Origin of the sequence: Pseudomonas sp. Z003-0.4C(8344-21) (genome assembly GCF_900104975.1) — a bacterium.
In the GTDB taxonomy this organism is placed as follows: Bacteria; Pseudomonadota; Gammaproteobacteria; order Pseudomonadales; family Pseudomonadaceae; genus Aquipseudomonas; species Aquipseudomonas granadensis.
This window is the reverse complement of the sequence record NZ_LT629756.1, coordinates 1,525,736-1,545,657: the sequence shown is the minus strand read 5'-3', so window position 1 is coordinate 1,545,657 and position 19,922 is coordinate 1,525,736. Positions and strand designations below refer to the sequence as shown.

Annotated in this window: 14 protein-coding genes; 7 read left to right on the top strand and 7 right to left on the bottom strand. The window is 60.1% G+C overall.

Going from position 1 to position 19,922, the window contains the following annotated elements:
• Window positions 1–105: 105 nt before the first annotated feature.
• The 4 genes from BLU24_RS07210 to BLU24_RS07195 form a co-directional block, all read right to left on the bottom strand.
• Complete coding sequence (locus tag BLU24_RS07210) at window positions 106–603, bottom strand: GNAT family N-acetyltransferase (RefSeq protein WP_093098730.1); 498 nt, start codon at window positions 601–603, stop codon at window positions 106–108.
• Window positions 604–605: 2 nt separating this feature from the next.
• Window positions 606–1,244 carry a LysE family translocator gene (locus BLU24_RS07205; protein WP_093098727.1) on the bottom strand — a complete coding sequence of 213 codons (639 nt, stop codon included), beginning with the start codon at window positions 1,242–1,244 and terminating at the stop codon, window positions 606–608.
• Between the two features lie 23 nt (window positions 1,245–1,267).
• Window positions 1,268–1,702 (bottom strand): NUDIX hydrolase, encoded by a 435-nt coding sequence (locus BLU24_RS07200; protein WP_093098725.1) that lies wholly within the window; start codon window positions 1,700–1,702, stop codon window positions 1,268–1,270.
• Window positions 1,703–1,767: 65 nt separating this feature from the next.
• The gene (locus tag BLU24_RS07195; protein ID WP_093098722.1) at window positions 1,768–3,126 is read right to left on the bottom strand and encodes an HD domain-containing phosphohydrolase; all 1,359 of its coding nucleotides are present in this window, start codon (window positions 3,124–3,126) and stop codon (window positions 1,768–1,770) included.
• A gap of 292 nt (window positions 3,127–3,418) precedes the next feature.
• Between BLU24_RS07195 and BLU24_RS07190 the strand changes: the two genes are divergently transcribed.
• Genes BLU24_RS07190 through BLU24_RS07175 form a run of 4 tightly spaced genes read left to right on the top strand, consistent with a single transcriptional unit; the run spans window position 3,419 to window position 9,466 of the window.
• Window positions 3,419–5,290, top strand: a complete 1,872-nt coding sequence (locus BLU24_RS07190; RefSeq protein ID WP_093098719.1) for a putative bifunctional diguanylate cyclase/phosphodiesterase — start codon at window positions 3,419–3,421, stop codon at window positions 5,288–5,290.
• Window positions 5,278–6,255, top strand: a complete 978-nt coding sequence (locus tag BLU24_RS07185; RefSeq protein ID WP_093098716.1) for a cytochrome-c peroxidase — start codon at window positions 5,278–5,280, stop codon at window positions 6,253–6,255. The genes BLU24_RS07190 and BLU24_RS07185 overlap by 13 nt, the downstream gene beginning before the upstream one ends.
• Window positions 6,252–8,066 (top strand): DAHL domain-containing protein, encoded by a 1,815-nt coding sequence (locus BLU24_RS07180; protein WP_093098713.1) that lies wholly within the window; start codon window positions 6,252–6,254, stop codon window positions 8,064–8,066. The genes BLU24_RS07185 and BLU24_RS07180 overlap by 4 nt, the downstream gene beginning before the upstream one ends.
• Entirely contained in the window at window positions 8,063–9,466 is a 1,404-nt protein-coding gene (locus tag BLU24_RS07175) for an ATP-binding protein (RefSeq protein ID WP_093098710.1), read from the top strand. Before BLU24_RS07180 ends, BLU24_RS07175 begins: the two co-directional genes overlap by 4 nt.
• 7 nt (window positions 9,467–9,473) lie before the next feature.
• On the opposite strand, the gene BLU24_RS07170 is transcribed toward BLU24_RS07175, so the two are convergent.
• On the bottom strand, window positions 9,474–10,799 hold the full coding sequence (locus BLU24_RS07170; protein WP_093098707.1) for an APC family permease: 1,326 nt from the start codon (window positions 10,797–10,799) through the stop codon (window positions 9,474–9,476).
• Window positions 10,800–11,130: 331 nt separating this feature from the next.
• Window positions 11,131–11,952 carry a carbon-nitrogen hydrolase family protein gene (locus BLU24_RS07160; RefSeq protein ID WP_093098701.1) on the bottom strand — a complete coding sequence of 274 codons (822 nt, stop codon included), beginning with the start codon at window positions 11,950–11,952 and terminating at the stop codon, window positions 11,131–11,133.
• A 124-nt stretch (window positions 11,953–12,076) separates the two neighbouring features.
• Between BLU24_RS07160 and BLU24_RS07155 the strand changes: the two genes are divergently transcribed.
• Complete coding sequence (locus BLU24_RS07155; protein WP_093098698.1) at window positions 12,077–12,877, top strand: helix-turn-helix transcriptional regulator; 801 nt, start codon at window positions 12,077–12,079, stop codon at window positions 12,875–12,877.
• A 158-nt stretch (window positions 12,878–13,035) separates the two neighbouring features.
• A complete protein-coding gene (locus BLU24_RS07150) occupies window positions 13,036–14,655 on the top strand; it encodes an FMN-binding glutamate synthase family protein (RefSeq protein WP_093098695.1) in 1,620 nt (539 codons plus the stop codon).
• 51 nt (window positions 14,656–14,706) lie between these two features.
• On the opposite strand, the gene BLU24_RS07145 is transcribed toward BLU24_RS07150, so the two are convergent.
• The gene (locus tag BLU24_RS07145; protein ID WP_093098692.1) at window positions 14,707–16,128 is read right to left on the bottom strand and encodes an amino acid permease; all 1,422 of its coding nucleotides are present in this window, start codon (window positions 16,126–16,128) and stop codon (window positions 14,707–14,709) included.
• Window positions 16,129–16,683: 555 nt separating this feature from the next.
• On the opposite strand from BLU24_RS07145, the gene BLU24_RS07140 reads away from it, so the two are divergent.
• Complete coding sequence (locus BLU24_RS07140; protein ID WP_093098689.1) at window positions 16,684–19,821, top strand: transglycosylase domain-containing protein; 3,138 nt, start codon at window positions 16,684–16,686, stop codon at window positions 19,819–19,821.
• Window positions 19,822–19,922 lie beyond the last annotated feature (101 nt).

Sequence of the window (19,922 nt, the reverse complement as noted above, 5' to 3'; positions counted from 1 at the left end):
CGACAAGGAGGACGCGACGCTGTATGCAGCGGCTCGCGCCGAAAATGTGCGACTTTCCGTTGACCGCCAGGACGCGTCGCCACGTCACAAGGGATCAATGTGAAGTCAGATTTCACGCCACATATGGATCTTGTCGAAATACTCTTCGCCCACCCGTACAGCCAGCGGTTCGAGGCCGAACTGGATAAAGCCGCAGCGCTGGTAGAGGTTGAAGGCCGCATCGTTGCCGGCGGTCACCGTGAGTTGCAGGAGCTTCAGCGCGAGGTGTTTTTGCGCCTCGCCAACCGCCGCTTGCACCAGTGCGAAACCGAGGCCGTGCTGGCGAAAGTCGGTCGACACGTACATGCCGAACAGTGTCGCTTTGTGTCGGGCTTTTTCCCGCGGTTCGAAGGCGAGGCCGACGATCCCGGCCAGCGCACCGCCTTCGAACGCGCCCAATACCACGTCGAGCTTGCTGGTCAGGCGCCCTTCCCACCAGCTCAACGGCATCACCGCGCGCTCGCGCACGCTTGAGGTGAACGCCTGCGGATGGCGGTCGTAGGCTTCGAGCATCAATTCGCGATAGGCCAGTGCATGGCTGGCGTCCAGCCGTTCGATCCACATGTTCAGGCCGTCTTGCGCTGTTCGAGCATCAGGCGCACCGCCAAAGCGGCGAGCACGAAACCCATCACATAACGCTGCAGCGACAGCCACATCGGATTGCGCACAAACCACGCCGCAATGCCCGCCGCAAACAACGCGATCAGCAGATTGACGCTGAAACTGACGCTGATCTGGGTCAGGCCCAGAACGATGCTTTGCGCGAATACCGAGCCGTGTTCAGGACTGATGAACTGCGGAAACACCGAGAGATAGAACACTGCAATTTTCGGGTTCAGCGCACTGGTGAGAAAACCCATGGTGATCAGTTTGCGCGACGAGTCCGCCGGCAGTTGCTGCGCCTCGAACGGTGAACGTGCCCCCGGTTTGACCGCTTGCCAGGCCAGCCAGAGCAGGTACAGCGCACCCGCCCACTTCAACACTTCATAGGCCAACGGCACGGCCAGGAACACGGCGGTCAAACCCGCCGCCGCCGCGAACATATGCACGAAAAATCCACCGACCACGCCGAGCAACGACGTCACACCGGCCCGGCGACCCTGACAGATCGAACGCGAAATCAGATAAATCATGTTCGGCCCCGGCGTCAGCACCATCAACAACGCAGCGGCGGCAAAAATCAGCAGGTCTTCAAGCGGGATCATGGCAAAGTCCCTTGCGTGGATGATCAGGCGAGTGCGCTCAGTGAACGGCGATAAAACGGCAGGATGTGTTCGCGTGTCAATGGCGCCAGTTCAACGGCGGGATCCATGGCCGGATCGACCCAGATGACTTCCTCGATTTCCGCCGCCGGGCAGACGTCAACTGCGATGGTCAGCTGGAAAATCTGTGCATACACGACAAACCCCGGCTCGTTGGCTGCCGGTGCGGAAAATTCGCCGAGGAACGTCGCTTGCGCGGGATTGATGTGCAGCCCGAGTTCTTCTTCCAGCTCACGCGCGAGGGCATGCACCGGTTCTTCACCCGCTTCAATTTTGCCCCCCGGTTGCATGAACGCCGTAGTGCCGCGCTTGCGCACCAGCAAGGTCTGCCCTTGCGGGTTGAGCAGCAGCGCGGCAGCGATACGGAGGGTGCGGGGCGAAGTGTCAGAAGTCAGCGGCATGAGGCGGAAAATCCCTGGGGCAAAAACCCAAGGATCCCATGCCCGAGCGTCCGCCGTCATGCGCGTCAGCCCTGTGCCTCGAGCGCGGCCTCTGGCTCCTCGGGTTCTTTGACGAAGACCCGGTACTTGCCACCCTCCATGGCTTCGAAGGCAATCAGCTTCTCGATCAACGGGCCGCTCAGCACTTTGCCGGTGTTGAGCAGGAGCATGCCGTTATCGGCATTGAGGTTACGCGCCAGAATCATGCCGGCGGCCAGCTCGCGGGTGTTGAGTACCTTGACTTGCGGGTCGATCAGGGCGACATCGTTGAGCAATGTCATACAGACCTCGATGAACGCCTCAACCAACTCCGGATCGTACAGGCGGCCACTGTACTGACGCAGGTACAGCAGCGCTTCGTCGTTGTTCATCTGCCGTTCGAGAATCAAGCCGCGTTGCAGTTCGACGAAGTCCACCGCCAGTTTCAGCAACCGCGAGCCGAACGGAATCGCCTCACCCTTGAGCCGATCGGGAAAACCGCTGCCGTCCCAATGCTCCTGATGATGCAGGATCAGCCGGGCGGCGTCTTTCATCGGATCGAGGGTCATCAGCAGTGATTCGCTCTGCTTCGGATAGCCGCGATAGCGTTCGCGCTCTGCAGAATGCAGCAGGTCCGACGGCGTGACCATCATCGAATCCGGCCAGCTCAGTTTGCCGATGTTGTACAACGCTGCGGCCATGGTCAGATCGCGACTCGACGCTTCGTCGAGGCCATGGACCTTGCTGTAGCCGCGCACCAGCTCGATGATCTGCCGGTTGGTCTGTTTGGCGGGCGGCAAACGCAGGTTTGCCAGCAGTGAAAACACCTCGGTGCCGGTGACATAGCTGCGTTTGAGTTCTTCGTACGCCAGATCGAGCATGTCGGCAGTCTGCTGCAACTCGGCAGTGCGTGCCGCGACGTGTTTTTCCAGCGAAGTATTGAGCTGTTTGAGCTGAACATTCTGCGCCCGGGCCAGACGCTCCAGGCGCTGCCGCTCACGCTCCGAATGTTGATGCTCCAGCGCTTGGCGCAGGATCAGCAGCAACTCTTCATCGTTCCACGGTTTGCTGATGTAACGGTGGATCTGCCCGTCATTGATCGCCTTGATAATGGCGCTCGGGTCGGCATAACCGGTAAGCATGATGCGCAGAGCCCCCGGATGACGTTCGCGCACCTGCGCCAGCAACGTCGCGCCGTCCATGCCGGGCATGCGCGCATCGCTCATCACCAGGTCCACCGGTTGCTGCGCCAGCAGGTCCAGCGCCTGGGCACCGCTGGTGGCCAGCAGAACATCATAGGGCTGACCGCGTAACAAGCGGCGCAGACTGTTGAGAATGGATTCTTCGTCGTCGACCAGCAGCACCTTCGGTCGCTGACTCGGTGTGGGCGTGGTTGGCTCTTCCATGGCAAGGCCTCAAGCAAAACAGTGGACATGAACGATGCGCAGCACACCCCCCGGTGTCGCGGCGCCTGCTTCAAGGCTAGATGATTTTTTACACTTTCACGCAAAACTTCTGCCGGCGCTCGCAGGCAAAATGGCGAGGCGCCAACTACGCTCAATCGAGTAAACGACTGCGGTCGTCGAACAGGTCCAGGACGAGGGCAAGGATGTTCCCGATGACAACAGCGTGTGTATCGCGAGCAACCCCAACGTTCAGGGCCCGGATTCATCTGTCCGATGTCGGGGGGCACAGGAGATGAAGACACCCTTCGCACAAACCAATCGACGCGTTCTGATCATCGATGACACACCGGCGATTCACGATGACTTTCGCAAGATCCTCGCGCCACGCGCTCAGGACGAAGTCGAGTTGCAGCAGCTGGAGCAAACGCTGTTTGGCGATGCGCAAGCGCCGCATCTGACCTTCGAGCTCGATTCGGCCTATCAGGGTCAGGACGCCCTCACCCTGGTCGAGCGCGCGCTGCACGCAGGCAATCCGTATGCGCTGGCCTTCATCGACATGCGCATGCCGCCCGGCTGGGATGGCCTGGAAACCATCGAACAATTGTGGCGGGTCGATCCGAACCTGCAAATCGCCTTGTGCACGGCATTCAGCGATTACAGCTGGGAAGCGATGGCCGAGCGGCTGGAATTCGGCGATCAATTGCTGATCCTGAAAAAGCCCTTCGACAGCCTGGAAATCCGCCAGATGGCCAATGCCCTGACCTGGAAGTGGCAGCTCGCTCAGGATGCGGCGCTGAAGATGCTCAGCCTGGAGCGCACGATCGAGGCCCGGGTTCAGGAACTGCTCAAGGTTTCGCACCTGTTGCAATACGACTCGCTCACCGGGCTGCCCAACAGCACCCTGCTCGGCGATCGTTTGACCCAGGCACTGGCGAACTGCCGCCGGCATGACAAACAACTGGTGGTGATGTTTCTCGGTCTGGACCGCTTCAAGCGCATCAACAATGCGCTGGGACACCCGGCCGGCGACGAAATGCTCAAGCGCACCGGCCAGCAGCTGTGCGCGTGCGTACGCGACTCGGACTCGGTGTTTCGCTACGGCGCCGATGAGTTCGTGGTGCTTCTCGGCGACATCCATCATCCCCAGCAAATCCACGGCATCGCCGAGAAACTGCTCGCGGCCATTCGCCAACCGCAGACCATTGCCGGCCACGAGATCAGCGTGACCGCCAGCCTGGGCATGAGCCTTTATCCCGAGGACGGGCTGGAGGCCATCGAACTGATCAAGAAAGCCGAAACCGCAATGCACAACGTCAAGGAACACGGCCCCGGTTCCAGCGCCTTCTTCATCGAAGCCATGAACCAGCGTGCCCGTGAACAGCACAGCATCGAATCCGGTCTGCGCCGCGCCCTGCAGCAGCACGAATTCGTCCTCCACTATCAGCCGAAAATCGATCTGCGCAGTACTGCCGTGGTCGGCGCCGAAGCGCTGGTGCGCTGGCAGAAGCCCGGACAGGCGCTGATCTATCCGGGCGACTTCATTGCCGTGGCCGAAGACAGCGGACTGATCGTGCCACTGAGCCAGTGGGTGCTCGCTGAAGCCTGCCGCCAGGCGCGCGAATGGCAACGGGCCGGGCTGCCGCCGATCAGCCTGTCGGTGAATATTTCGCCAATTGATTTTCGTCAGCCTGACTTCGTTGCGAGCATCGAGCGAGTACTGGAGCAGTCCGGGCTGGCCGCGCAGATTCTCGAACTGGAAATAACCGAAGGAGTATTGATGCAGAACGTCGAGGCGACGATGACCGCGCTCAATCGTTTGAAAGCACTGGGCGTACGGCTGGCCATCGATGATTTTGGCACCGGCTATTCGAGCCTGAGTTACCTGCGCCGGTTTCCCATCGATGTGCTGAAGATCGATCAGTCATTCATTCGCGGCTTGAGCTGCGACAGCAACGATGCCGCCCTCGTCGATGCGATCATCAGCCTGGGCAGGAGTCTGGGTCTCAAGGTCATTGCCGAAGGCATCGAGACGGCCGAGCAACTGGCATTTCTCAAGGATCACCATTGCGAAGAAGGCCAGGGTTATTATTTCAGCCAGGCATTGCCGGCGGCGGCATTCGCCCAATGCCTCGCTCAGGGAAAAAGCGCCCCATGCAGTCACTGAGCCGCCTGTCGAAAGGCCTGTGGCGGTGCGTTTCGGCATTGCTGCTGTGCCTTTGCGCTGGCAGCGCTACGGCCGAACCGTTGAACGAGCCGCTCAAACCCTTGCCCACCGCGACACGCCAGAGCCCGGAGCGCGTGGCCCTCGGCCAGCAGCTGTTCCATGATCCCCGGCTATCGGTCAATAACACTCTGTCCTGCGCCAGTTGCCATCAACTGGACGAGAACGGTGCCGACAACCGCGCGCTGTCGTTGGGGTTCGACGGCCTGCCGGTGGCGGTCAATACACCCACGGTGTTCAACGCCAGCCTCAACTTTCGGCAGTTCTGGGACGGTCGCGTCGAGACGCTCGAAGAGCAGACTGATGTGGTCATCACCAGCCCGCATGAAATGGGCAGCGACTGGGTCACTGTTGTAAAACGCATCGGCGAGGACGCTGATTACCCGCGCAAGTTTGCCGCTATCTACCCGGACGGCGTCACCAAGACCAATATCCAGCGGGCGCTGGCGGCTTTCGAACGCACCTTGTTGACCCCCGGTTCACGCTTCGATCAGTACCTGCTGGGCGACACCGCCGCCATCAGCTACGAAGAGAAACAAGGCTATCAGCGCTTCAAGGAATACGGCTGCATTGCCTGTCATCAGGGGGTGAACATCGGTGGCAACATGTTCCAGAAGTTCGGTGTGTTCGGCGATTACATTGCCGATCGCGGCCAGGCAACCGAGGCCGATCAGGGGCGCTTCAACGTCACCGGCGACGAGGCTGATCGTTCGGTGTTCAAGGTACCCAGCCTGCGCAACGTCGCCCTGACCGCGCCGTACTTTCACGACGGCTCGGCGGCGACTCTCGAGCGGGCAGTGGACGTCATGTTTCAGTACCAATTGGGGCGCATGCCGAGCGCCGAAGACAAAAGCCTGATCGTGCTGTTTCTCAAGACCCTGAGCGGCCAGTGGGAGGGCAAGCCATGATGGACGTTTCGCGGCGCCGCAGCCTGCTGATGCTGACGCTGATCGCCTCGGTACTGGCCTCCGTTCTGCTGTTTCTGTACATCAAGTCCAGCGCCGACCAGACCCTGATGTATACCGAATCGCGGGATCTGATCCGGCAGATCAAACAACAGGATTCGCTGTGGGAAAACGAAATCCTCAAGGCCAGGGTGGCGATTTCTCACAACTACGACCCACTGGTCTCGCCGCTCAATGCCATCAACCAGCTCTGGGAACGCTTCGACGCTATCGAATCCGGTTTCGGACGCAACCACGGAGCGCAATGGAATCAGGCGCACAGTGATTTTCTGCAGGCCATCAAAGAGAAAACCCGCCTGGTCGAGCAGTTCAAATCGCACAACGCCCTGTTGCGCAACTCCCTGGCGTTCCTGCCGACCGCCGAGGACGATATCCAGCAGCAACTGGCCAACCTGCCCGAGTTCGACAAACTGCAGTTGCAGAACATTACCACCGACACCTACGACCTGCTGCTCAGTGCACTGGAATACGCCCAGGTCACCAGTGCCGAGCGCGCCGCTGAAATCGATCTGGGGCTGAACAAACTGGCGGTGAATGCGCAACGGTTGCCGCAGGAATTCCAGGCACCGATCAGGATACTCAGTAATCACATCGCGCTGATCGGGCGAGAACAGCCGGTGGTCAATCAGTTGCTCGAAAGCATCGAAGCCATCCCCGTGGCCGAACGCCTGGACACCATCACCACCCTGCTCGATCGCGACCAGCAGCGAGCCGAGAAAATCGATCGGCAATACCATTTCTACATGCTGCTGTTTTCCGTGCTGCTGGTGTTGTCGCTGGTGGTCCTGGCCATTCGCCTGATCGGCAGTTTTTCCGAAATCAACCGGGTCAATGCGGCGCTGCAAACCGCCAACGATGTGCTGGAGCAACGGGTCGAGGAACGCACCCGCGAACTGAAAAATGCGCAAAGCGAACTGCTCGACGCCGCACGTCAGGCCGGCATGGCCGAAATCGCCACCAACGTTTTGCACAACGTGGGCAACGTGCTCAACAGCGTCAACATTTCTGCCGACTTGATCGCGCGCAAGTTACGCAACAGCAAGACTCAGGGCCTGGGCAAAGCCATGCAACTGATCAACGAGCACCCCGACGATCTCGGCGTATTCCTGCAAGACGATGCCAAAGGCAAATTGCTCCCCGGCTACCTCAACCAGCTGGTCGGCGCCATCGCTCAGGAACAGCAGGAAATGACCGAAGAGTTGACGCAAATGAGCAAAAGCGTTGATCACATCAAAGACATCGTCGCCACCCAGCAATCCTACGCCGGCGCCAGCAGCATGACCGAGCCGCTGTTTATCGATGAGCTGCTCGAAGACGCCTTGCGCATGAACGCTGGCGCCCTGACCCGCCATCACGTCACGGTGGTCAGGGATTACGGCGACGTGCCGCAAGTGATGGGCGACAAACACCGGCTGCTGCTGATCCTGGTCAACCTCATCAGTAACGCCAAGTACGCCATGTCGGACCTGAGCAATCGTCCGCGCACCATGACTCTGGCAGTGAAGACCGTCGATGACAGCTTTTTGCAGATCAGCGTCAAGGACGACGGCGAGGGCATCGCCGCCGAGAACATGACGCGGATCTTTGCCCACGGCTTCACCACCCGCAAGGAAGGCCACGGCTTTGGCCTGCACAGCTGCGCTCTGGCCGCGATCGAGATGAATGGCCATCTCAGCGCGCATAGCGACGGGCCGGGCAAAGGCGCGCTGTTCACCTTGCAGATACCGCTGATCACTGTAACGGAGCACGCATGAGCGAACTGTCGAACCGCCGCATTCTGTTGATCGACGACATGCCGTCGATTCATGAAGACTTTCGCAAGATCCTCACTCCCGCGACGGCGCAGTCAGCAGAGCTGGACGAGATGGAAGCCGCGCTGTTCGGCGCGCAGACTCGTCCCCAGCGGCCGTTGCTGGAGCTGGACTCGGCCTACGGTGGTGAGGAAGGGCTGGGCAAACTGATCCAGGCGCTGCAAGAGCAGCGCCCGTACGCATTGGCCTTTGTCGACATGCGCATGCCTGACGGCTGGGACGGGGCGAAAACCATCGAACACCTCTGGCAGCACGATCCGCAGTTGCAGGTTGTGGTCTGCACCGCCTATTCGGATTACTCCTGGGACGAATTGCTTGACCGTCTGCAGGCGCACGACCGATTGCTGATTCTGAAAAAGCCGTTCGACAATATCGAAGTGCAGCAGATGGCCAATACCCTGCTGACCAAATGGCAGATGACCGAAAAGGCTTCATTGCAAATGCATCATCTGGAGCATCTGGTTGACCAGCGCACCGTGCAGTTCAAACAGGCCAGCGAAGCCCTGCAACGGGAAATCGACGAGCGTAAACAACTCGAAGGGCAACTGGTGCAGTCGGAAAAACTCGCTTCGCTGGGACAACTGGCGGCGGGTGTTGCCCACGAAATCAACAACCCGATCGGTTTCATTTCCTCCAACCTCGGCTCCCTCGACGGCTACTTCAAACAGTTGCTGTCGCTGCTCGACGCGTACCAGAGCTCTGCGCCAACCCCTGACAGCGAGACCGCCGCCAGACTGCAGCGCCTGCGTGAAGAGGCTGAGCTGGATTTTCTCCTTGAGGACATTCCACTGCTGATTCGCGAGTCCAAGGAAGGCATCGGCCGGGTCGGCCAGATCGTCAAAGACCTGAAAGACTTTTCCCGCGTCGATAACAATCAGCAATGGCAGTGGGCCAATCTGCAACAAGGTATCGAGTCGACCCTGAACATCGTCGCCAGCGAACTGAAGTACAAGGCCGACGTGATCAAGGAGTACCAGCCATTACCGGACATCGAATGCCTGCCGTCGCAGATCAATCAGGTGATCATGAACCTGGTGGTCAACGCGGCTCAGGCCATGGGGCCGGAGCGCGGCACCATCACCTTGCGCACCGGCCTGCAGCAAGACATGGCCTGGGTCGAGGTCGCCGACACCGGGTCGGGCATCGCGCCGGACACGCTGCAGAAAATCTTCGATCCGTTCTTCACCACCAAACCGGTCGGTCAGGGCACCGGGCTTGGCCTGTCATTGTCTTACGGCATTGTCAAAAAACATGGTGGAGACATTCAGGTTCGCAGCGAACTCGGCGTGGGCACGACGTTCCGTGTCGAGCTGCCCATGCGCCAGAACCGCCCGGCCGCTTGAGGCAGAGTCAGTTCGCTTCCTGAAAATCCAGCTCCGGCGGCTGGCGTCGGAAACCACCGGTAAGCACGGCCAGGTACACCACACCAATCGCCAGCCAGCTCAGGCCCAGGTAGACCGCGAGGTGATCGAGGCTGACCATCAGCCAGACATCGGCAACCAGTCCGATAAACGGAAAGAGCAAAAACAGCACGAGTTCGCGCAGTCCCTTTTTCTCGCCACCGATCCAGTAATGAAAGATCACCGACAGGTTGACCAGGCTGAACGCCAGAAACGCGCCGAAGTTGATGAACGAAGTCGAGGTGGTCACGTCGAGCTTCAGCGCCAGCAACGCCACCGCGGCGCACAGCAGAATGCTGTTGACTGGTGTACCGAAGCGCGCGTGCAACGTGCCGAAAAACGCTTTCGGCAGCACCCCGTCGCGACCCATGGCAAACAGCAGGCGCGAGCCGCTGGCTTGCGCCGCCAGCCCCGACGCGAACTGGCCGACGATCAGACCGATAAGGAAGATCGACACGAACAGGTCGCCACCAATATTGCGCGCAATTTCATAAGCCGCCGAGTCGACACTGTCGAACTGGAACGACGGATGCGCCCTCTGCACGAAGTATGAGACGCCGATAAAGATCAGCCCGCCAATCAAGGTAATCAGCATGATTGCCCGCGGAATGGTGCGACGCGGGTCGCGGGTTTCTTCGGTCAAAGTGCTCACCGCATCGAACCCGAGAAACGAATAACAGGCGATCGCCGCACCGCTCATGATCAACGGCATCTGCAGGTCGCCATTGAAGAACGGCTCGATCGACCACAACGGCGTGCTGGCATCGCCGCCGATGTAGTGCACGCACAGCGCGACGAACGCGATCAGCACCAGAAATTGCACCAGCATCAGCAAGGCGTTGATACCGTTGGCCAGTTTCAGGCCGACGATGTTGATCGCGCTGGTGATGCCGATAAACGCCAGCACCCACAGCCATTGCGGGATCGACGGGAACGCCGAGGCCAGATACGCCGCGCCGATCAACCAGATCGCCATCGGCAGAAACAGGTAATCGAGCAACACTGCCCAACCGGCAATGAAACCGAGCTTGGGGCTGATCGCCTTGCGCACATAACTGTAGGCGGAACCGGCGACCGGGAACGCGGCGGCCATACGGCCGTAACTCATCGCGGTGAAAAACATTGCCACCAGCGCGGCCAGATATGCCGCCGGAACCAGTCCTGCGGTGGTTTGGGCGAGGATGCCGAAGGTACCGAGGACAATGATCGGTGTCATATAGGCGATGCCGAACAGCACCACCGCCCCCAGTGAAAGGGTGCGTTGCAAACGAGCCATGGGCGACTTACTCCGAATTATTGGTTTTATGGCAGAGCCGGGTGCGGCGAAGTTTTTTTGGGGGTGTTTTTTTGTTGTGGTGTTTCGTGGGTTTGGTGTTGCTGATCCTTCCCACGCTCTGCGTGGAAACGCCTCAATGGACGCTCTGCGTCCGCTCTTGGGACGCAGAGCGTCCTGGGCTGCATTCCCACGCAGAGCGTGGGAACGATCAGGAGAGAACCCATGTTCAACTGGGTCTTGCAGGTCGACGTACCTCGAACAATCAACTCGGTCAGTCCCCTCTCCCCCCGGGCGGTCCGACGTTTCGGGAGGGTTAGGGTGAGGGCAGCGGTTATCGGCGTGGAATCAACAACTCGCGAACACCGTCGCTGCGCTCCACCACCTCCCCCGGCAACTTCAAACGCTGATCATCCAGATAGCGATAATCCCTGCGCGCCACCTGCAACTGCGCAAAATCCAGCTCAACACTGAACTGCCCTTCGTCACGTCCAGCCTCGAACAGCAGCGTCCCGAGCGGATCGACCAGCGCACTGCCGCCGGCGAAAACCAGTCCGTCATCCCCGGCCTCGACGCGATTGACCATCAGCGCAAACGCTTGATTCTCCTGAGCGCGGGCCATGATCGCGGTGCGGTGCGTCGGGCCGTACGGGTCCATGTTGCCGTTGGTCACGATCAACAGGTCGGCGCCCAGTTGCGCCAAGGCTCGGGCCGACTCCGGGAATTCGATGTCGTAGCAGATCAGCAGACCGACGCGCACGCCGTTCCACACGCAGGTCGCGTAACGGTCGCCGGGTTCGAACACGCCGCGATCCGAGGCCCATAGATGGGTCTTGCGGTATTTCAGAGCGATGCCTTCAGGGGTGAGCAACAGCGTGGTGTTGTAAAAGCGACCGTTGTCGTTCTCGGCCATTCCGATCACCACAGCAATATTGCGTTCGCGCGCAGCCGCCAGCACGGCGCTGACACTCGGGCCGTCGACGGGTTCGGCGATTTGCGCCACGGTCTCGCTGTTCGGGAAACCCATCAGGTGGGTTTCCGGAAACACCAGCAATTGCGTGTCAGCCGCGCACGCCGCGATGGCTGCCAAGGCACGTTGCAGGTTGTACGCCGTGTCGTTGTCACGGCCCGCCAGTTGGGCGAGTTCGACTTTCATGAGTGTTCCTTGTTATCGCACCGGGTGCGGAAAGATTGCCCGGCCTCTGTCTGTGGGCCAGTATGCGCAGCAAGCAACCGGCCAGGGAATTACGCGGCTGGGGTAACCCGATAGGGGTAGATCGATGACACTTTCGCTGGATGACATCACCTGGCACCGCGCTGTCGGGCAACTGATCGATGCGCTCGACAAGCCGAATTTCTGGGCGCAACTGCTGCGTTTGCTTGAGCAATACGTGCCATTCGATAGCTGGGTGGTGCTGCTGTTCAGTGCTGATCAGCGCCCGCAAGTCTTCGCCGAAAGCCCCGGCGAAGACGGCAGCCCCGACCCGTTGTTTCAGGATTATCTGCGCGGCCTGTACCTGCTCGATCCGTTTTACATCGCCTGCCGCGAGCAATCGCGCACCGGCCTGTATCGCCTCTCGGAAGTGGCGCCGGAGCATTTCGAACTGACCGAGTACTACCAGCGATACTTTCGTCTGAATGTGGTCGCCGATGAAATCCAGTTCAATTGCCAGCTCGAAGGCGAGCGCACGCTGTGCCTGTCGCTGGGCAGTGAAAAACCTTTTACTGGGCAACAGATCGCCTTGCTGTCTTTGATTCAACCCTGGGTGCTGGGCCTGTTGCGCCAGCGCCTGCCGTGCGAAATCAACGAAACCGTCGCCCTCGCTACCGCGCCGGCCCCCGCCGACTGGCGGGTGCAACTGGAAGCCTCGGTGCAACAACTCAAAGGCGCGCAACTGACGGCTCGCGAGCTGGATGTCGGGCGCTTGATGCTCAGCGGTTGCTCCAGTAAAGAAATCGCCCGCAAGCTGGAAATCTCCGTGGAAACCGTGAAAGTCCATAAGAAACACATGTACAGCAAGCTCGGGATCAAGTCCCAATCCGAGCTGTTTTCGATTTTTCTTCAAGCACAGAACGCCTGAAACGGCGCGATTTACGCTTTTTGTGGGAGCGATCCTGCTCGCGAAGAGGCCATCACATTCAACATTCATGTTGGCCGATCCACCGTCTTCGCGAGCAGGCTCGCTCCCACAAGAGATTGCAGCGCTGATTATTTTGAGTCCGAACCCAAGGAAACCGTATGAGCCTGTCACTGCTGAGCCGCTACGCCTTCTTTGCCGTCTGCGTGGTATTCACCCTCGCCAGCCTGCCCTTTCTACAACATGACTGGCTGTGGCCGATCACCGCTGTCACCGGCGTTTTGAGTCTGATCGGTCTGTTCGATCTGCTGCAGAGCCCTCACGCGGTGCGGCGCAATTATCCGATTCTGGGCAACATCCGTTATCTGGTCGAAGGCATCCGCCCGGAGATTCGCCAGTACCTGCTGGAATCCGACAGCGATGCCCTGCCCTTTTCCCGCGCCCAGCGTTCGCTGGTGTATTCGCGGGCGAAAAACGAAACTGCCGACAAACCGTTCGGCACGCTGATCGACGTCTATCAATCGGGTTTCGAGTTCATTGGCCATTCGATGCGTCCGGCGCCGCTGAGCGACCCGAGCGGTTTCCGCGTCATCGTCGGCGGCCCGCAATGCAGCCAGCCGTATTCGGCCTCGGTGTTCAATATCTCGGCAATGAGTTTCGGCTCACTCAGCGCCAACGCCATTCGCGCGCTGAACCAGGGCGCGAAACTCGGCAACTTCGCCCATGACACCGGTGAAGGCAGCATCAGCCCATATCACCGCGAACACGGCGGCGATCTGACCTGGGAATTGGGCAGCGGCTACTTCGGCTGCCGCACCAGCGACGGCCGTTTCGACCCGGAGCGCTTTGCCGTGCAGGCGCAGAACCCGCAAGTGCGGATGATCGAAATCAAGATGAGCCAGGGCGCCAAACCCGGCCACGGCGGCATCCTGCCCAAGCACAAGGTCACCCGGGAAATCGCTGAAACCCGTGGCATCCTGATGGGCGAAGATTGTGTTTCACCGTCTCGCCACAGCGCCTTCTCCACACCGCTGGAAATGATGCATTTCATCCAGCAGTTGCGTGAGCTGTCTGGCGGCAAACCGGTGGGCTTCAAGTTCTGCCTCGGCCATCCATGGGAATTCATGGGCATCGCCAAAGCCATGCTCGAAACCGGAATTCTTCCGGATTTCATCGTCGTTGACGGCAAGGAAGGCGGCACCGGCGCCGCGCCAGTGGAGTTCACCGACCACATCGGCGTGCCGCTGCGCGAAGGCCTGCTGTTCGTCCACAACACCCTGGTTAGCCTGAACCTGCGCGACAAGATCAAACTCGGCGCCAGCGGCAAGATTGTCAGCGCCTTCGACATCGCCAGCGTGCTGGCCATCGGCGCCGACTGGGCCAACGCCGCGCGCGGCTTCATGTTCGCCATCGGCTGCATCCAGTCGCAAAGCTGCCACACCAACAAATGCCCGACCGGCGTCGCCACCCAGGACGCGCTGCGCCAACGCGCGCTGGTCGTGCCAGACAAGGCCCAGCGCGTGTTCAACTTTCACCGCAACACGCTCAAAGCGCTGGCGGAAATGCTCGCCGCCGCTGGGCTGGACCATCCGTCGCAACTGTCGGCCAAGCACTTGGTACGACGCATGTCGGCGACCGAGATCAAGCTGTTCTCGCAGTTGCATGTATTTTTGAAACCCGGGGAATTGCTCACTGGGGAAGTGAACGGCGAGTTCTATTCGCGGATGTGGCAGATGGCACGGGCGGACAGTTTTGAGCCGCAGGAAGTGGCCGCTGCCTGAAACACAGCGGGCGTACAGAAATGTACGCCCGCTTTGCGACTGACTATCGATTCAAGAAGCCGAGCGCGCCGAGCCCTGCGCTACCTCGGTCGGTTGCAACTTGAACACGTAGAACAACACCGTCAGCAACACCAGAAACGCCGGCCCCACATACAGCGCCACGCGCGTATCCGGGAAGTACGCCATCAGGCCGACTACCAGCACCAGGAACGCCAGCGCAAAGTAAGAGCTGACCGGGTACAGCCACATCCGGTACTTGAGGCCGGCACGTTCGCTGGCGCTCAGGCCTTTGCGGAATTTCAGTTGGGCCAGCAGGATCATCACCCAGGTCCAGATCGCGCCAAAGGTGGCAATCGAAGTGACCCAGACGAAGACTTTCTCCGGCACCAGATAGTTGAGCATCACGCCCAGCAGCAACACCGCAATCGACAGCAGCAGCGCACGGCGTGGTACGCCATTGTTCGATGTCCTGGCAAAACCGGCCGGGGCCTGGCCGTTCTGCGCCAGGCTGTAGAGCATGCGCCCGGTGCTGAAGATGCCGCCGTTGCACGACGACAGCGCGGCGGTGATCACCACGAAGTTGATGATGCCGGCGGCGGTCTTGATGCCCAGACGTTCGAAGGTCATCACGAACGGGCTGCCTTGGGTGCCGATTTCGTTCCATGGGTAGATCGACAGAATCACGAACAACGCGCCGACGTAGAACAGCAGAATCCGCCAGAACACCGAGCCGATCGCATCGGGAATGGTTTTTTGCGGGTTCTTGGCTTCACCGGCGGTGAGGCCGATCATCTCGACACCGAGGTAGGCGAACATGACCATTTGCAGCGACATCAGCACGCCGGTCACGCCATTGGGCATGAAACCGCCATGCGCCCACAGGTTGGAAATGCCCAGCGCCACGCCATCGTTACCGAAACCGAACGCGATAATGCCGACGCCGCCAATGACCATCGCGATGATCGTGACGATCTTGATCAGGGCGAACCAGAATTCGAACTCGCCGAAAGCCTTGACCGCGATCAGGTTGATCGAGCCCATGCTGATCAGCGCCGCCAACGCCCAGATCCAGCGCGGCACATCGGGAAACCAGATGCCCATGTACACCGCCACCGCGGTGATTTCCGCCACGCACGTCACCAGCCACAGGAACCAGTAGTTCCAGCCGGTGAGGAAACCGGCCAGCGGGCCAAGATAGTCCTGCGCGTAGCGACTGAACGAACCGGCCACCGGGTTATGCACCGCCATCTCACCGAGGGCGCGCATGATCACCAGAATCGCCAGACCGCCAAGAATGTAGGACAGCATGATTGCTGGGCCGGCCATTTCAATGGCCTTGGCCGAACCGAGAAACAGACCGACGCCGATACAGGCACCGAGCGCCATCAGGCGGATATGCCGTTCGCCGAGTTCACGTTTGAGCGGACCGCCCTGAGCGGTATCGCCGTCAGGCAGAGAATTGCCAACTGGCATAGGGGTACAACCTCGTCTTGTTATTGGGTATGACCACTGGGTTTCGAAGCGTCGGCCGATAGGCCTTGGCTGGGCAGGAAACCGCGTCGGCTTCGTGGGCAGACGTGTCTTGCAGGGCAACCTGAAAGATCAGCGGGACGTCAGTATAAAAACCTTGCTGCAGGTCTTTTCACTCTAAAAAACACGGGATTCAGCGAGAATTGTCGCATTAAGCCGATAGATCGATCCAATCAACTGGTCGCATAGGAAAAATCGCCAATCTCTAACGGCACCGAGTATTGCACGGCAGTGGTGCATCGTCATGCCCGGATTTCGCCGTCAGGTGTGCGCTGACCGCTCTATTGCGGTGCTCTTACGTCTACGGCAACGCCGCCGCTGCGTCACCCCGTGAAGGAGGCAAGCAGCGGCAAACTTGCGTGCCATGGCACTGAAAAGGCGACAGCGCTTTATGGAGAAATCGGCAGCACCCCACCCGCCTTATTTTCTTCGCCAGCGCCAACCACCGTCTAAGCTTCAGACAAGTCCGATCAATCTGCGTGTATGGATCAATCGACTATGGGCGCTTTATGGCAAACCGATTCGAGTAAAACCGTGGTTCCGACTGAACGTATGGATGAAGCGCCTGTACCTGAAAAACCCCGTCGCAATCGGCATGGGTGGAAGGCTTTCTGGTTGTTGCTGCTGATCATCGCGATCGTGGTGGGGCTGGCTGCATCCAAAGAAATGCGCACCTCGCGCTTTCAGTCGCGCGAACTCAGCCAATACGCCGCCTCGCTGACGTACAAACTGGAACCGGGGCCGAGCGAAGCAATTCGTTATCCGGGCAACGGGCCGTTCGATCTGCGTCTGGGGTATAGCTCGCTGGATGAATTCCTGCCGCGCTTGCTCAAGCGCAATTACGTGATTACCGAACAGACACGGTTTTCGCCGGCGCTGCTCAGCTACACCGACAAAGGCCTGTTCGTGCCCTATTCGGAAAAGATTCAGGCCGGCCTGTCGATCACCGATTGCCGCGCGGCGCCGCTGTACCGCTACAACTATCCGCAACAGCTGTATGCCGATTTCGCGGCGATCCCGCCGGTGGTGGTCAACAGCCTGCTGTTCATCGAAAACCGCTTTCTGCTCGACCCGAAGCAACCGCTGGCCAACCCGGCAGTGGACTGGCCGCGTTTCGGCATGGCCGCGTGGTCGCAGGTGGCGAAGCTGTTGCGCCTGCCGGGGCAATCGGCCGGTGGCAGCACGCTGGCGACGCAACTGGAAAAATATCGACACTCGCCGGAAGGCCTTACCGCGTCGGGCGCGGAGAAACTCCGGCAGATGTTTTCCGCCAGCGTGCGCGCTTATCAAGACGGGCCGCAGACCTTGGGGGCACGGCAGAACATCGTGCGTGATTACCTCAACAGTGTGCCGCTGTCGGCGGTGCCAGGGCACGGCGAAGTGCATGGCATGGCTGAGGGCTTGCGGGTCTGGTACGGCAGCGATTTTGCCAAGGCCAACGAGCAACTGAACAGCCCGGCCACCGACCCGCAGACCATGGCTGCCAAAGGCCTGGCCCTGCGTGAAATGCTCTCGTTGATGATCGCCCAGCGCCGCCCTTCGTATTACCTGACCAAGGGCCGCGAGGATCTCGCCAGCCTGACCGACAGCCACCTGCGCCTGCTCAAACAGAACGGCGTGATCGACAGCGCACTCGCCGATGCCGCGCTGGCGAGCATCGTGTCGTACCGCGACTGGCAGACCCAACCGACGATTCAGCCGATCGAAACCAACAAGGGCATCAGTGCCGCCCGCAGTCGTCTGGCAAGCATGCTCAACCGGCCGCTGTACGACCTCGATCGCCTCGACCTGTCTGCTACCAGCACCTTGCAGGGCGATCTGCAAACCCAGGCCACCGCGTACCTGAAAAAACTCGCCGACCCGGCCTACGCCGCGGAAATCGGCCTGCTCGGCGAGCGCTTGCTGACGCCGACCAGCACCACGCAAGTGCGTTACAGCTTCACCCTGTTCGAGCTGACTGCGGACGGTTCCCGCGTGCGGGTGCAGACCGACAGCACCGACCAGCCTTTCGACATCAACGAAGGCAGCAAACTGGAACTCGGCTCAACGGCGAAAATGCGTGTGCTCACCACCTACCTGCAAATCATTGCCGAGCTGCACGACAAGTACGGCGCGATGAGCGCAGCCGAGCTGAAGAAAGTCGAGGTACCCGATCAGGACCGGCTGAGCCGCTGGGTCATCGATTATCTGATGCAGAACAAGGATCACGACCTGTCGAAGCTGCTCGCCGCCGCGCTGGATCGCAAATATTCAGCCAGCCCCGGCGAGGCGTTTTTCACCGGTGGCGGTTTGCATACCTTCCACAACTTTCGCAAAGAGGACAACGGCCGCCTGCCGACCCTGCGCGATTCACTTCGCGAATCGATCAACCTGCCGTTCATTCGGCTGATGCGCGACATCGTCCGTTACACCACCTACTCCGGGCCGAACGCCGAACTGCTCAAGGACGATCGCGACCCGCGTCGTCAGGAATACCTGGCCAGTTTTGCCGACCGCGAAGGCACTTCATTCCTGCTCAAGTTCTGGAAGAAGTACCGAAACAAAGACACCCAGGCGCGTCTCGACACTTTCCTCGACAGCATGCGCCCGACGCCGATCCGCATGGCCGCGGTGCATCGCTATCTGCTGCCCGAAGCCAGTCAGGAAGACTTCAACCGCTTTGTGCGTTCGCACCTCAAGGGCACCAAGCTCAACGAAAAACTCACCGACGATCGCTTGATCCGCCTCTATGATGCCTATGGCCCCGGCAGTTATGACCTGCCCGACCAAGGCTTCATCGCCAAAGTGCACCCGCTCGACCTGTGGATGATCGGCTATCTGCTGCACCACCCGGACGCCACCTTCAGCGAGATCGTCAAGGCCAGCCATTTCGAACGCCAGGAAGTCTACAGCTGGTTGTTCAAGAGTCGGCACAAGGGCGCGCGCGACAGCCGCATCCGCACCATGCTGGAAATCGAAGCGTTCCTGGATATTCACCAGCGCTGGCAAAAAGTCGGCTATCCGTTCGATCACCTGGTGCCGTCACTGGCCACTGCCATCGGCAGTTCCGGCGACCGCCCCGCCGCCCTCGCCGAATTGATCGGCACCATCCTCAATGACGGTGTGCGCATGCCGACGTTGCGTATCGATAGCCTGCATTTCGCTGCCGGCACGCCTTACGAAACCAAAGTGGTCAACGACCCGCATGTCGGTAAACGGGTGATGCCCGTTGAGGTTGCCAGAGCCATGCGCGAGGCGCTGTCGCAGGTGGTCGATGCCGGTACGGCAAAACGTGTTTCCGGCAGTTTCAAACTGGCCGATGGCACACCGCTGGCCATGGGCGGCAAGACCGGTACCGGCGACAACCGAATTGCGGCCATCGGCTCGGGCGGGCGCATCATCAGTTCGAAGTCGATCAACCGCACCGCGACCTTCGTGTTCTACATCGGCGACCACCATTTCGGCACCCTGACCGCGTTCGTTCCGGGGCGTTCGGCAGAGAACTTCAAGTTCACCTCGGCCCTGCCCACGCAGGTGCTCAAGGGCATGGCGCCGATCCTGACGCCGTATCTGCAACCGGGCAGCGCCTCGCAATGCCAGCCGACGCAGACCGCGAGCGTGGCGCTGAACGACACACCGCTTCCTACAATGAGGTAACAAATCGTGTCGGGGCATTCTGAATCAGGGTGAGGCTTTTTCCCGTCGGCGGGTGGTACTCCTGTACTTTTCCGATTCGAATTTTCGTCGGGTTAGTCACC

Excerpts from the sequence above, each read along its gene's own strand:
- BLU24_RS07210 (WP_093098730.1), bottom strand. The coding sequence starts at position 603 with ATGTGGATCGAACGGCTGGACGCCAGCCATGCACTGGCCTATCGCGAA.
- BLU24_RS07205 (WP_093098727.1), bottom strand. The coding sequence starts at position 1,244 with ATGATCCCGCTTGAAGACCTGCTGATTTTTGCCGCCGCTGCGTTGTTG.
- BLU24_RS07200 (WP_093098725.1), bottom strand. The coding sequence starts at position 1,702 with ATGCCGCTGACTTCTGACACTTCGCCCCGCACCCTCCGTATCGCTGCC.
- BLU24_RS07195 (WP_093098722.1), bottom strand. The coding sequence starts at position 3,126 with ATGGAAGAGCCAACCACGCCCACACCGAGTCAGCGACCGAAGGTGCTG.
- BLU24_RS07190 (WP_093098719.1), top strand. The coding sequence starts at position 3,419 with ATGAAGACACCCTTCGCACAAACCAATCGACGCGTTCTGATCATCGAT.
- BLU24_RS07185 (WP_093098716.1), top strand. The coding sequence starts at position 5,278 with ATGCAGTCACTGAGCCGCCTGTCGAAAGGCCTGTGGCGGTGCGTTTCG.
- BLU24_RS07180 (WP_093098713.1), top strand. The coding sequence starts at position 6,252 with ATGATGGACGTTTCGCGGCGCCGCAGCCTGCTGATGCTGACGCTGATC.
- BLU24_RS07175 (WP_093098710.1), top strand. The coding sequence starts at position 8,063 with ATGAGCGAACTGTCGAACCGCCGCATTCTGTTGATCGACGACATGCCG.
- BLU24_RS07170 (WP_093098707.1), bottom strand. The coding sequence starts at position 10,799 with ATGGCTCGTTTGCAACGCACCCTTTCACTGGGGGCGGTGGTGCTGTTC.
- BLU24_RS07160 (WP_093098701.1), bottom strand. The coding sequence starts at position 11,952 with ATGAAAGTCGAACTCGCCCAACTGGCGGGCCGTGACAACGACACGGCG.
- BLU24_RS07155 (WP_093098698.1), top strand. The coding sequence starts at position 12,077 with ATGACACTTTCGCTGGATGACATCACCTGGCACCGCGCTGTCGGGCAA.
- BLU24_RS07150 (WP_093098695.1), top strand. The coding sequence starts at position 13,036 with ATGAGCCTGTCACTGCTGAGCCGCTACGCCTTCTTTGCCGTCTGCGTG.
- BLU24_RS07145 (WP_093098692.1), bottom strand. The coding sequence starts at position 16,128 with ATGCCAGTTGGCAATTCTCTGCCTGACGGCGATACCGCTCAGGGCGGT.
- BLU24_RS07140 (WP_093098689.1), top strand. The coding sequence starts at position 16,684 with ATGGGCGCTTTATGGCAAACCGATTCGAGTAAAACCGTGGTTCCGACT.